At 67.1% G+C, this 13,127-nt stretch carries 11 protein-coding genes; 5 read left to right on the top strand and 6 right to left on the bottom strand.

The window, feature by feature from the left end:
• Positions 1-123 precede the first annotated feature (123 nt).
• Genes AB0I34_RS36480 through AB0I34_RS36470 form a run of 3 tightly spaced genes read right to left on the bottom strand, consistent with a single transcriptional unit; the run spans position 124 to position 2,826 of the window.
• A complete protein-coding gene (locus AB0I34_RS36480) occupies positions 124-1,158 on the bottom strand; it encodes an MBL fold metallo-hydrolase (RefSeq protein WP_360454437.1) in 1,035 nt (344 codons plus the stop codon).
• 19 nt (positions 1,159-1,177) lie between these two features.
• Positions 1,178-1,858, bottom strand: coding sequence for an SDR family oxidoreductase (locus AB0I34_RS36475; protein ID WP_360454434.1), 681 nt, complete (start codon positions 1,856-1,858; stop codon positions 1,178-1,180).
• The gene (locus AB0I34_RS36470; RefSeq protein WP_360454431.1) at positions 1,855-2,826 is read right to left on the bottom strand and encodes an MBL fold metallo-hydrolase; all 972 of its coding nucleotides are present in this window, start codon (positions 2,824-2,826) and stop codon (positions 1,855-1,857) included. The genes AB0I34_RS36475 and AB0I34_RS36470 overlap by 4 nt, the downstream gene beginning before the upstream one ends.
• A gap of 108 nt (positions 2,827-2,934) precedes the next feature.
• On the opposite strand from AB0I34_RS36470, the gene AB0I34_RS36465 reads away from it, so the two are divergent.
• A complete protein-coding gene (locus AB0I34_RS36465; protein WP_360454428.1) occupies positions 2,935-5,529 on the top strand; it encodes a LuxR C-terminal-related transcriptional regulator in 2,595 nt (864 codons plus the stop codon).
• On the opposite strand, the gene AB0I34_RS36460 is transcribed toward AB0I34_RS36465, so the two are convergent.
• The 3 genes from AB0I34_RS36460 to AB0I34_RS36450 are packed head-to-tail and all read right to left on the bottom strand — an operon-like array spanning position 5,512 to position 8,557.
• Positions 5,512-6,366 carry an amidohydrolase family protein gene (locus AB0I34_RS36460; protein WP_360454425.1) on the bottom strand — a complete coding sequence of 285 codons (855 nt, stop codon included), beginning with the start codon at positions 6,364-6,366 and terminating at the stop codon, positions 5,512-5,514. The two genes, AB0I34_RS36465 and AB0I34_RS36460, sit on opposite strands and share 18 nt — an antisense overlap.
• 3 nt (positions 6,367-6,369) lie before the next feature.
• Positions 6,370-7,362: an aldo/keto reductase gene (locus tag AB0I34_RS36455; protein WP_360454422.1), complete on the bottom strand. Its 993-nt coding sequence runs from the start codon at positions 7,360-7,362 to the stop codon at positions 6,370-6,372.
• The gene (locus AB0I34_RS36450) at positions 7,355-8,557 is read right to left on the bottom strand and encodes a mandelate racemase/muconate lactonizing enzyme family protein (RefSeq protein ID WP_360454419.1); all 1,203 of its coding nucleotides are present in this window, start codon (positions 8,555-8,557) and stop codon (positions 7,355-7,357) included. The genes AB0I34_RS36455 and AB0I34_RS36450 overlap by 8 nt, the downstream gene beginning before the upstream one ends.
• Positions 8,558-8,747: 190 nt before the next feature.
• Here AB0I34_RS36450 and AB0I34_RS36445 point away from each other — a divergent pair, with 190 nt between their 5' ends.
• The 4 genes from AB0I34_RS36445 (at position 8,748) to AB0I34_RS36430 (ending at position 13,122) form a co-directional block, all read left to right on the top strand.
• The gene (locus tag AB0I34_RS36445; protein ID WP_360454416.1) at positions 8,748-9,680 is read left to right on the top strand and encodes a LysR family transcriptional regulator; all 933 of its coding nucleotides are present in this window, start codon (positions 8,748-8,750) and stop codon (positions 9,678-9,680) included.
• A 264-nt stretch (positions 9,681-9,944) separates the two neighbouring features.
• Positions 9,945-10,766, top strand: a complete 822-nt coding sequence (locus tag AB0I34_RS36440) for a sugar ABC transporter permease (RefSeq protein ID WP_360454413.1) — start codon at positions 9,945-9,947, stop codon at positions 10,764-10,766.
• Positions 10,767-10,776: 10 nt separating this feature from the next.
• On the top strand, positions 10,777-11,715 hold the full coding sequence (locus tag AB0I34_RS36435) for a carbohydrate ABC transporter permease (protein WP_360454410.1): 939 nt from the start codon (positions 10,777-10,779) through the stop codon (positions 11,713-11,715).
• Between the two features lie 51 nt (positions 11,716-11,766).
• Positions 11,767-13,122 (top strand): sugar ABC transporter substrate-binding protein, encoded by a 1,356-nt coding sequence (locus tag AB0I34_RS36430; RefSeq protein ID WP_360454407.1) that lies wholly within the window; start codon positions 11,767-11,769, stop codon positions 13,120-13,122.
• The last annotated feature ends 5 nt before the right edge of the window (positions 13,123-13,127 follow it).

The following is a 13,127-nucleotide window of genomic DNA, read 5'->3' as shown; positions in this document are numbered from 1 at the left end:
CTCGCGGTCACCGCGAACGGGAAAACGGCCCGCACCGCCGACGACCGAACGTCTCTCTGCTGAGAAACGCTGCCTCCTACCGCACGCGACTGGCCCGTCGATCGCTTCGTCGACTTCCTTGCGTCACGGATGTACCTGTGAGTCGGCGCCGAGGTCGAGGCGCACCGACTCCAGGATCATGAACGCGGTGCTGGCCGTATAGACGTCTGCTGCCGCGAGTACGCCGGTGTACTTCTGGATCACCGGTGCGGCCGCATAGTCGACCTGTGCTTCCTGGTACGCCTTCACCGCGGCCCAGGTGTTGTTGCCGTACTTGACGAAGAACGGCGTCGGGTCGATCGCGACCAGGGCCTTCCTGACATTGTCGATGAGGTCGGCGACGTATCGCTGGTACACGACCATGTCGTGGCGGCTGCCGAGCCGGCCCATGTGGCCGCCGATGAAGTGCTTCCACGGGTAGCTGAGCGCCTTGGCCGGAGCCGCGATCGAGCCGGGGACGTCCTCGTTGATGTTGAAGCTGTCGAACGGCACCCACCCGGGCAGATTGATGTCGACCAGCATGAGCGTGTCATGGTCGGGCAGGTGGATGTAGATGTTGTCGGGCGTGTGGTTCGTACCGTGCCACGCCAGATCGATCCGCTCGCCACCGATGCGCAGCGTACGGCGGGTCTCGAAGGTCAGATCGGGCACCGGCCGAGCCGGATCGTTGTCGCGGGCAAGCAACCGTTTCGCCTCGGCGTGGCCGACCCTGACCACCTGGCGGCCGAACAGCGACGAGGCGCCGAGGTGATCCGCGTGGTGGTGTGAGTAGACGATGTGGGTCACCCTATTGGGCACGCCGTTGTCGGACGCGATCTGGTCGATGGCACGTTGCAGATTTCGCCCGATACTCGGCGGTGCGTCGAACAGCACCACCCCGTCCTTGGTGGTCAGGAAGGCAGCCTGGTAGGTGCCGTCGGTGACCCAGTACAGGTTCTTCTGGACGCGCCCCACGAAGTAGCCCTGCGCGTTGACGGCCGGGCCCAAGGCGGACGGAGGGATCGGGGCGTAGTCGGGCAACGGGTCAGCGGCTGCTGCCGGCGCTCCCCCGACCAGAGGGACAGCCGCGAGCGCCGCTCCCCCGGCCAGGATCGAACGACGGTTCGTTGTCGATGGCATGACAGTTCCTCCAGAAATCTCAGGCGCCGTACGTCGGCACGATCGCGCCGCTGATCGGCGCCGCGGCGTCACTCACGAGAAACGCGATGATGTCGGCGATCGCCTCCGGCGACACGGCGTGCGCCATCAGCTCCGGCGGGAGATACGGACGGTTCTTCGCCGTGTCGAGGACCTGCGGCGCGACGGCGTTCACCCGGATCCCGAGTGGACGCAACTCGAGGTCGAGCACGCGCGTGAGGTGGACCAGGGCCGCCTTGCCGACGCTGTAGGCGAGCATCCCCGCCGTCGGCTCCAGACCCGGACGGGCGGCCACGTGCACGACGGCGCCCGTACCCCGGTCTCGCATGTACGGCGCGACCGCCTGGGTCAACCAGAGCGCGGCACCGGCGTTGACATCGACCATGAGCCGCAGATCCTCCGGCGTCGCGTCGAGTGCGTCACCCAGGTGGTAGGTGCCGAGCGCATTGACCAGCACTTCCGGTGGGCCGGCTTCGACGGCGATCCGATCGACGACACTCTTCGCGACGGCCGGGTCGGTTGCGTCACCAACCTCGGAACGGATGCCGTCGGGCAACTCCTTCAGCCCTTCTGCGCTGCGATCGACGCCGACCACCGTGAACCCGTCGGCAGCCAACTTCTGCGCCGTCACCCGTCCGAGCTCGCCGCCCGCACCGACGACGATGGCCACCCGCGCGGTCATGGGTGCACCTGCGAGCCGGTTCCGAGGTCGAGGCGAATGGACTGCAGGATGCTGAAGGTCGTGCTGGTGGTGAAGGCGGGTACGTCGGCAGCTCCCAGGACGCCGGTGTACTTGGCGATGACCGGCGCGGCGGCCTCCGCGGTGACGGCGTCGAGGTACCCGCCCACACCGGCCCACACGTTCGCGCCGTACTTGATGAAGTAGGGGGTCGGGTCGATCGAGGCGAGCGCGGCGTACGAACTGTCGACGATGTCGGCGATGTACTGCTGGTGCAGGACCAGGTCGTCGCGAGTGCCCAGCCGGCCGAGGTGGCCGCCGATGAAGTGGCTCCACGGATAGTCCATGGCCCGATCCGGAGCGCCGATGTACCCGGGCACGTCCTCGCTCAGGTTCAGGTTGTAGATGGGGACCCAGCCCGAGTTCACGACGTCGATCAGCATCAGGGTGTCGTGGTCCGGGAAGTGGATGTAGATGTTGTCCGGCGAGTGGTTAGGCCCGTGGTAAGCCAGCTCGACCCGCTCGCCGCCGACCTCGAGCGTGTAGCTGTCCTCGAAGGTGACCTCCGGCGCAGGCCGCGTCGCGTCGTTGTCCCGCAACAGGAGCCGCCGACTCTCGACGTGCCCGATGCGCACGATGTCGTCGCCGAACAGGTTCGCCGCACCGGCATGGTCGGCGTGGTGATGCGAATAGACCAAATGGGTCACGGTGTTGCCGATGCCCTCGGTCGCCGCCACCTCGTCCACGGCCCGGCGCAGGTTGTGGCCGATGGTCGGCGGGGCGTCGAACAAGACGACGCCGTCGACCGTCGCGAGGAACGCCGACTGGTAGGTGCCGTCGGTGACCCAGAACAGGTTGCGTTCGACGCGGCCGACGAAGTACCCCTGCTCGTTCAAGGCCGGGCCGAAGGCCGCCTCGGGTACCGGGGCGTAGTCCGGCAGGTCGTTCGCGCGTGGACTCGACGCAGTCATGCTCACCCTCCGTTTCGTTCGTGGTGATCAAGGTGAGTTCAGGTTCCGTGCCTAACCGGTGAGAGGTCGTCACCTGATTCCAGTGATGTCCGCGAGTACGCTGACCAGGTGCCTGCAGAAGATGGCGCGACGCGACGCGGGCTCATCAACCGTCGCGATCTGATCGCCGCGCTGGACGAAGCTGTGAAGAGGCGCGTCACGGTGATCTCGGCGCCGGCCGGCAGTGGGAAGACGTCGCTACTGCGCGACTGGGCGGATCGACGCCACCACGACCGCCGGATCGTCTTCGTGTCAGTCAAGCCCGGCCAGCACGATGCCCAGCTGTTCTGGCTCTCCCTGCTAGGCGCGATCCGTGGCACTGAGTCCCCGCCCCCGGCGCCTGGGTTCGACGGCCAGGCGATGGTCGACAAGGTGCTGTCCGAGCTCACAGCGTACGGCGGGCCCGTCGTCCTGATCATCGACGACCTGCACGAGCTGACCTCGGCCGAGGCCGCCGAGCAGCTCGCGGCGGTGTTGACGAACCTCCCAACAGCTGTCCACGCGGTCGTGGCGACCCGCCGGGACCTCCCACTGCGCCTGCATCAGCTCCGGCTGGCAGGAGAACTCGCCGAGATCCGCGCCACCGAGTTGCGCTTCACCGTGGACGAGACCCGCAAGCTGCTCACGACCGCCGGGATCACCCTGCCCGACCAGGCGGTGACCACGTTGTACCAGCGGACCGAAGGTTGGGCGGCCGGGCTGCGACTGGCCGTCCTGTCGCTGGCTGGGCACCCGCAGCCGGAACGGTTCGTGGCCGAGTTCTCCGGCAGCGACCGCACCGTCGCCGAGTACTTGATGACCGAGATGCTGGACCGGCAGCCACCAGAGGTGCTACGCCTGCTGCTGCGTACCTCCCTGCTCGACCGGGTCAACGGTGAACTGGCCGACCTGCTCACCGGTGCCACCGGGTCGGAGCGGATCCTGCTGGACCTCGAGGACGCCAACGCGTTCGTCGTCTCACTTGATCCCGTTCGCACCTGGTTCCGCTACCACCACCTGTTCAGCGGTCTGCTCCGGCTGGAACTGCGCCGTACCCTGCCGGGGGACGTCCCCGACCTGCACCGGATCGCCGCGCGGTGGTTCGCCGACCACGCGGGCACTGCCGACGCCATCCGCCATTTCCAAGCCGCCGGTGATTGGACCGAGGCTGCCCGGCTGCTCACTGACCACGCCCTGAGCCTCACCCTGGACGGCCAGGCCGGCACCGTGGCAGCGCTCTTGCACACCTTCCCGGCCCGCGCCGGCGACGACTCCCCCGGCCTTGCCCTGGTACACGCCATCGCCGACCTCGACCAACTCCACCTCGACCAGGCCGACGCGCATCTCGACGTGGTCAGGGCGTACGCCGCGACGACCTCGTCCGATCGGCAACACCGCTTGCGGACCGCCATCGCGTCTCTCGATCTGTTGTCGGCACGCCTGCGCGGTCACTTCGACAGCGTCTTCGAGCAGGTGGACGCACTCTCGCAGCCGGCCGCCCAGTCCACCGCCGACGTTGCTCTCAGCAACGATCTACAGGCCATCGCGTTGCTGAGCCTCGGCGTCACCGAGGCGTGGTCGATGCGGCTGCCCGAGAGTGAGAAACACCTGCAGGAAGGCGCCGCGTTGGCTCGTGACATCGACCGGCCTTACCTGGAGGTGGCCTGCCGCGCCCACCTCGGGTTCGCCATCAGCCACCATTCGTTCTCGCTCGCACGGCAGCAGTGCGAGGACGCGATCACGGCGGCGACGCGGCACGGCTGGGAGGGCGACGCGGTGATCGCACCGGCGTACGCGACCCTCGCCTGGATGCTCTCCTGGACAGGCGAATTCGACCGCGCCGGCGAATGGCTGGAGCGCGCCAACCGCGCCACCCAGGCAGGCGGAGAGCCAGGCATCCGCTACCTGATCCACCTGATCGCCGCGATCCTGCCGGCAGCCCGCGGCCGCCATCGCGAGGCGCTCACCGAGCTCACCGCCGCTGGACAGGTGCGGATGGCCGGCCGGCACGGCTGGACCTCCCGGGTCGCCGGCTGGACGATCGCCACACAGGCCCGCCTCAGGGACCCCGACCGGGCCCTCGCCGCACTTGCCGCCGTCGATGATGAACTAGCGACAACGCACGAGATCGGTACTGCGACCGCCGTGATCCACCTGGCCGAGGGCGATCCGGCCGCGGCCCGTAGCGCGCTGAAGCCGCTCCTCGACGACAAGGTTCCCACCATCACCCTCATCGAGGCGTACCTGCTGGAAGCGCTGGCCTGCAAGGACCTCGGCGACGACCGAGCCGCGCGCGCAGCCGTGGAACGCGCGCTGCACCTGGCCGAGCCGGAGGGGCTGATCCTCCCGTTCGCAATGACCGGCGCGTGGGAACTACTCACCTCCTGGCCGCTCCACAGCACGTCGCACGCCGCGCTTGTCGCCGACATTCTCGACGCCGTCCGCGGCCACACCAACGCCACAGCTTCCGAGCCGCTCGACGCCCTCAGCCCCAGCGAGCTCCGTGTGCTGCGCTTCCTGCCGACCAATCTCACCCGGCCCGAGATCGCCGCCGAGCTGTCGGTCTCGCTGAACACGGTCAACACCCACATCCGCCGCATCTACACCAAGCTCGGCGCCACCGACCGCTCCTCGGCCGTCCAGCGCGGCCGCGACCTGCGCCTCTTGTCAGCCGGCCGCGCGTGAGAGGCGGTAAACCCGCTCCGCGTTGCCGCCGTACAAGAGATCCCGCTCGGACGGGCTCAGCTTCGGGAGCGCCTTGTCGAGCGCGGTGACGATATCGCCGTACGAGCCGGCCAATAGGCACACCGGCCAGTCCGAGCCGAACAGCAGGCGGTCCGGTCCGAACCAACGTACGACGCTCTCGACGAAGGGGCGCAGGTCGGCCACGGTCCAGCTACTCCAGTCCGCCTCGGTGACCATGCCCGACACCTTCACGGCGACGTTCGGTGCCGTGGCGAGACCAGGCATCCACTCCGTCCAGGCGAGATCGGACCCAGCCGCGATGCTTGGTTTCGCGATGTGATCGAGGACGAACTGCAGCTCTGGAAACGCCCGAACGACGTCGACTGCGGCCGGGAGTTCGCGGGCGCGGACGAGCAGGTCATACGCGAGTCCACGGCTCTGCACAGCAGCGAGGCCACGTCGTACATCGTCCCGCCGCAGCCACTCGGGATCGGGCTCGTCATGCACCTGATGCCGGACACCGACCAAGCGGTTTCCGCCCGGCCCGTCGAGCAACTCATCCAGGTCGTCGCCCACAGCCGGCGACCTCAGATCGACCCAGCCGACAACGCCGGCGACGAAGTCCGTAGCGGCCGCCAACTGAAGGAACTCCCGCGTCTCGGCGAGGCTGGACAGAGTCTGGACAAGGATGGTGGCGTCGATGTCCTCTTTGTGGATTACGCCGCGGAGATCGGCCGGCGTGAACGCTCGCCGTACCGGATCCATGGCCTCACCCGCCATCCACGGATAGTCGTAGTGCGCCGGGTCCCAGAAGTGCTGATGGGCGTCGATTCGCATCTCTCACTCCGGCGTCGGTACGTCGGGATCGAGCAGGCCCGCACGGCGAAGATCAGCCCACAGCTCCGCTGGGATGTCAGCGTCGAACAAAGCCAGATCCATCTCGAACTCGTCGACGGTGCGCGGTCCGACCAGCACCGTGCACACTCGTGGGTGGGCCAGCGGGAATCGCAGCGCCGCCGCAGCCAGAGGTACGTCGTACGGCCGGCAAACGTCCCGGATCGCCGCAGCCTTGGCGACGACCGCGTCGCCAGCCGGGATGTAGTCGAACGACGCGCCCGGAGCCGGGTCGACCAGGACCCCGCTGTTGAAGACACCGCCGATCACGACCGACACTCCCCTGCGTTCGCAGGCAGGCAGCAGGTCGGACAGCGAGGACTGATCGAGCAGTGTGTAACGGCCCGCGAGCAGAACGACATCCAAGTCACACGAGCGAACGAGCTCGGCCAGTGGAGCCGAGTTGTTCATGCCGGCGCCAATCGCCTGGACCAGGCCTTCGGCCCGGAGATCGCGGAGAGCGGCGTACCCGGTGGAGGCGGCTGCCTCCAGGTGCTGGTCCGGGTCGTGCAAGAGAAGAACGTCGAACCGGTCGAGCCCGGTCCGTTTCAGGCTTTCCTCCACCGACCGGCGGATCCCGTCGTAGCTGAAGTCCCACACCGGCCCGACCGCCGGCACGTCCCGGTAGAACGGGACTCCGTCGTAGTACTGCGTCTCGTCACGCGGAGCGTCCTCGCGCAGCAACCGACCCACCTTCGTCGAGATGATCAACCCGTCCCGCGAAACCTTCGCCACCGCCTGGCCGACTCGGGATTCGGCGAGTCCGTGTCCGTACAGCGGGGCGGTGTCAAGGTACCGAACGGCGCGTGCGATCGCGCGATCCACCACGGCCACGGCGTCGGCATCGCTGATCGCCTGCTGAAAGTTGCCCAGGGCAGCGGTCCCCAACCCGATCCGTGGCACGAACAGGTCGGTGCGACCGACACGGACGTCAGTCATTCGACGTCCGCCCGCCGACACCCTTCAGCTGCCACTTCTCCCGGGCCTCCTTGGCGACCGTCGTGGACGCTCCCGGCTCCTGTGGTCGCTCGGCGAACCCTTCGTTGACGACGCTGCGACACTCGAAGACCTCCTGGGTCCACGGGATGAACTCCAGCAACGCCGGCACCTCGGTCAGTACGACGCCGGCGAGATGCTGATGCACCTGCATCATGTCCCCGGCATGCGGGACCAGCCGCAGACCGTGCCCCGCCGCCTGGTGCGCGACCTGCAGCCACTCCGTCACACCACCGAGCCGGGTCACATCCGGCTGCACCACGCGGATGGCCTCCGCGGCCATCAGACCGGCGAACGCATGGTACGAGTACAAGCTCTCCCCAGCCGCGACGTCGACCGTTCCCACCGCCTGCAGCTTCCGGTGCGCGCCGACATCGTCGGCATGCACCGGCTCCTCGATCCAGTCCAGCTCGGCCTCGGCCAGGACCGGCAGGATGCGGTGCGCAGTCGCGAGATCCCAGCGCTGGTTGGCGTCGGCCATCAACGTGATGTCGGACCCGACGGCCTTCCGTACCGCGCGCACCCGGGAGGCGTCCTCGCGCCAGTCCGCCTTGCCGACCTTGATCTTCACCCGCCGCCAGCCGCGGTCGACCAGCGAGCCGAGATCGCGGACGACTTCGGCGACGCTCAGGTTCAGCCAGCCGCCGTCGGTGTTGTACGTCTCGATCGGATCCGCTGAGCCACCGAGCAACCGCCACAGTGGCACCCCGGCGCGCTGAGCGGCGAGATCCCACAATGCGATGTCGACCATTGACAGAGCCATGTGCACGACTCCCGCGCGGCCGATCCAGTGCGTCGGCAACCAGTACAGCCGTTTCCAGGTGCCGACGATGTCCTCCGACGAAGCGCCGAGGAGCGCGGGAGCGTAAAACCGATCGATCACCTGGCAGAGCAACTCCGGCCCGGTGTGGACACCGGAGATTCCAGTCCCGATCCGCCCGTCCGCGGTGCGGATCTCGACGACCGGGACAACCCAGGACTTCAGCGCGGCGGTCGAGTCGGCCAACGATTGCACCAGCGGTACGGCGAGCGCGTACGTCTCCACGGAGACGATGACATTGCCCTCCTCCCCCGGGGTCAGGTCGGTCTGCGCGGGCGACAGCAGCCCCAGCGCGTCGTCCGGTAACTCGAAATCCACTCGACACCCCTTTGTCCGCACGGTGATTCGGCAGTGACATTCACGGCCATTCAGGCATGGCGGTCTGGTCCACCACAATGCCGATCTACGAATGGAGAAGTTTCGTACGACGAATACCGATCTCCCGATCACCTCCGGGTACGGCTGGTAGCGTCCCAAACACTCTGGCCGCTCGGGAAGGAGCCGGATCATGGATGTCGAGCTGGCCTGGCTCCGCACCTGGATCGAGGTAGTCGACTCCGGCGGGTTCGCCCGTGCGGCCGCCCGGCTGCATCTGTCCCAGCCCCGGGTGTCCGCACGCGTCGCCAGCCTCGAGCGCTCGCTGGGCTGCGTGCTGATCGAACGCCGGATGCGTCCGCTCACCCTGACCGACGACGGTCGGCGTCTGCTCCCGCGCGCCCGACTGATCGTGACCGAGGTGGACGACACCGTCTCCGACCTGCGTGCGACGGCTGGATCGTTGTCTGGGAAGCTGGCGATCGCGAGTTTCGCCAGCGGGAGCTCAGAGTTCCTCCCCGGCGTCCTGAAGCAGCTGCGAACCGCCAATCCATTGCTCGAGATCGCCGTCCTCGACGGCGACGTCCAGGTCAGCGACGAGTGGCTGGCGGACCGGCGCGCGGCGGTCGCACTCCGTCCGCTCCGGCCCGAGCCTACCGATCACACCTGGATCCACCGCGGCATCTGGCGCGAGCCGTTCGTGGTCCTGGCGCCGCCTGGCCATCCGATCCTCGCCGTTGACTCCATCGGCCTCGCGGACGTGGCGGCGCACCCGATGATCACCATCGGCGATCCGCTGGGCGACCCCAGCCTGGGGTACGAGGCCTGGTCGGCGATGCAATCGAGCCGGATCGAGACGGCCGGGGGCATCGTCTCCCATCAGCCGACCACACTGGCGGCGATGGTCCGGGCCGGCCACGGCATCGGCCTGATCAACAGCCTCGCCGCGGCGATGGTGCGCACGGACGGACTTGAGGTGCGCCAGGTGGACAGCCCACAGCTCTACCGCGATGTCGGGGTCTGGTGGTCCTCCGAGCGTCCGCTCAGCAGAGCGGTCCAGGCCTTCGTCGATCTCGTGCTCTCCGCGGATCGCCCGGCCGGGACGTTGCCCATCCCTGTCTCGTGACCTATTCGCCGGACGAATACCTGACATCCGGTATGCGTCGTTGCACCGGCGGCGCGTGCATGACTGAATGTCCGTGAGGTTAATTCCGGCGAGTCGGACCGCATTCACAGGCACTCATTCCTCGTAACGACTCGCCGCATTTGTTTCGCGAAGGAGTCCACCGTGGTGACATTTGCCACCGGAACGCCGTCACGTCGCCGAAAGAGCACTGGACCTGCGCATCACGCCGACTGGCGGCTCGCGCCGGTCCTCATTCTCCCGGCCATGGTGGGATTCATCGTGTTCGCCGCGGTGCCGGTCCTGCGCGGCATTTACCTGAGCTTCACCAGATTCCGGATCCTGACGCCCGCGAGGTGGACAGGTCTGGACAATTATCGCCGACTGCTGGGCGACGACGTCTTCTGGAAATCGCTCGCCGTGACCGTGCAGTACGTCGTACTGACCGTCCTTCTCGGACTGGCCGTCTCGCTGGCCACGGCCGTGATCATGCACCGGCTGACCCGCTCGACCGTCGTCCGCGGACTCGTGCTGCTGCCGTTCCTGGTGTCCGGCGTCGTCGCCGCCCTGATCTGGCAGTGGATGCTCGACCCAGGTCTCGGCATCGTCAACGTGGCCGTCAAGGCGGTCACCGGGCACGACATCCTCTTCCTCGGATCGCAAGGGTGGGTTATCCCGACCCTGGCGTTCATCGGCGTCTGGAAATCGATGGGTTACAACGCGATCCTCATCTTCGCCGGACTGCAGACGATCCCGGCGCAGATCTACGAGGCCGGCCGGCTCGACGGCGCCAGCGAGCCGCGCATGTTCGCGCATCTCACCCTGCCGCTGCTCCGTCCCATCCTGGCAATGGTCGCCGTGCTGACGGTGATCAGTTCGTTCCAGGTCTTCGATCTGGTCGCCGTGACCACGAAGGGCGGACCGGCCAACGCCTCGAACGTGCTGCCGCTCTACATCTACAGCAAGGGCTTCGCCCAGTTCGACTTCGGCTACGCACTGACGATGTCGATGGCGCTGTTCGTCCTCCTGCTCGCGATCACCTTCGTCCAGATGCGGCTGCTGCGCGCCAACCAGTCCGACACGAACTGAGAGCCCAGCCATGACGACCACACTGTCCCGGGTGACGCACGCCTCGGCGCCGACGACCCAGCCATCGAAGCCGCGCAGACCCGGCCTCGGAAAGGGCCTGGCCTGGGCCTACCTGATCGTGTTCCTCGCAGTCACGACCTTCCCGTTCTACTGGATCCTCAGGACGGCGCTGTCGAACAACTACGCGTTGATCGACCATCCGGCGTCCCTGCTCCCGGTCGACCTGACCTTCGGTCCGTTCGAGCGCGTTCTCGGCCTGGCGAGCCGCGAGCAGGCCGTCGCGGAGGGCGGCTCCGGGGCCACCATCCAACTCGGGCTCTACCTGCGGAACTCGATCATCTACGCGACCACGCTGACCGTGCTGGTGGTCTTCTGCTCACTGCTCGCGGCGTATGCCTTCGCCAGGCTGCACTGGCGAGGCCGCGACATCGTCTTCGGCGTCTTCCTCAGCGCCTTGATGATTCCCGGCATCATGACGCTGCTGCCGAACTTCGTACTGATCCACGACCTCGGTCTGACCAACACCTTCGCCGGGCTGATCCTGCCGGGAGCGCTGTTCTCGGCCTTCGGCATCTTCTTCCTCCGGCAGTTCATGCTCGGCCTGCCGACCGAGATCGAGGACGCCGCACTCATCGACGGACTCGGCCGCCTGCAGTTGCTCTTCCGGATCACCGTCCCGATGAGTCAGGGTCCGCTCACCACGCTGTCCCTGTTGACCTTCATCAACGCCTGGAACGACTACTTCTGGCCGTTGATGGTGGCCGGCAACTCGAACGTCAAGCCGCTCACCGTTGCCCTCGGCGTCTTTCAGCAGGCGTCACCTCAGACCCAGCCGGACTTCGCCGGCCTCATGGCGGCCGCCCTCGTCGCCGCGTTCCCGATGCTCGTCATCTTCATACTCTTCGGCCGGCGCATCGTCGACTCGATCGGCTTCACCGGACTCCGGTAGCCGGCCGGCCATCCACCCGTTCCGACTCTGCCCTTTCTGAAAGGGGAAACGGTGAAAAGAACACGACTCACCCGGGCCGCCGCGATGGCGGCCGCCGTCCTGGCAACCCTGGCCGGCTGCTCCTCAGGCGGCTCCGGCGATTCCGGCGAGGCAACCACGGTCAACTGGTGGACCTGGTCACCGGACCAGGCGATCGCCTACCAGCAGTGCATCCCGGCGTTCGAGAAGGCCAACCCCGACATCAAGGTCAAGATCACGAACTACAACGTCAGCGACTACTTCACCAAGCTGACGGCCGGATTCGTCTCCGGCGACGCCCCGGACGGCTTCATGAACAGCGTGACCTTCCTGCAGTCGTACGCCGGTCAGGGTCAGCTCCTCGCGCTCGACGACTACATCAAGAAGGACGGCCTCGACCTCGGGCAGTACGCCATCGGCACCGAAGGCTGGAAGTACAAGGACGGTAAGCAGTACGCACTGCCGATGGACTGGGCCACGGGTGCGCTGTACTACAACAAGGACGTCCTGGCCAAGGCCGGCTACACCGACAAGGACGTCGCGGCCCTCAACTGGACGTCCGACGGGGGTGGCAGCTTCTGGAAGATGATCAAGCACCTCACCGTCGATGCCGCCGGCAAGCGTGGTGACCAGCCCGGTTTCCGTGCCGACACAGTGAAGACGTACGGTCTCGGCAACATCGAGTCCACCGGCGATCCGTTCGGTCAGAACGCCTGGGGCTGGTTGCTCCCCAACGACGGCATCAACATCCCGGACAAGCAGCAGTGGGCGACAGTCTTCAACTACAACGACCCCAACGTGGTCAAGTCCGTCCAACTCGTCCGTGCGCTGGCGAACGACGGCTTCACCCCCAAGCTCAACCAGTTCACCACGGCCAATAGCCAGCAACTCGGCTCCGGGAAGGTCGCGATGGCCGTCGGCGGCACCTGGGAGGCTGCCACCTACGCCGCGCTGAAGAACACCAAGATCGGCACCGCTCCGCTCCCGGCCGGTACGAGCGGCAAGCGGGCCCTCATGACCAATGCCAACGGCAACAACATCTGGGCCGGCAGCAAACACCCGGATGAGACCTGGACGTGGGTCAAGTACCAGGAGAGCGAGGCATGCCAGACGACCGCCGCGACGTACAACGCCTCCCTCTTCCCCTCGATCGCTACGTCGATGAAGGCGCTGTCGGACCAGCAGACCGCCAAGGGCGTCGATTTCTCGGTCTTCAACAACTATCTGACCAGCGGCGAGCTCGTGCCGTGCCCGGTCTACAACAACGGCGCCGCCCTCACCACCGCAATGATTCCGCAGTTCGAGTCGTACTTCACGAACAAGTCCGATGAGAGCATCTTCGCCAAGATGCAGGAACAGAGCCGGACGCTTCTGGCCGAGGACAAGTAGGAGAA

Source organism: Kribbella sp. NPDC050281, assembly GCF_040655855.1.
Taxonomy (GTDB): domain Bacteria; phylum Actinomycetota; class Actinomycetes; order Propionibacteriales; family Kribbellaceae; genus Kribbella.
This window is presented reverse-complemented; position numbering and strand designations above follow the sequence as displayed.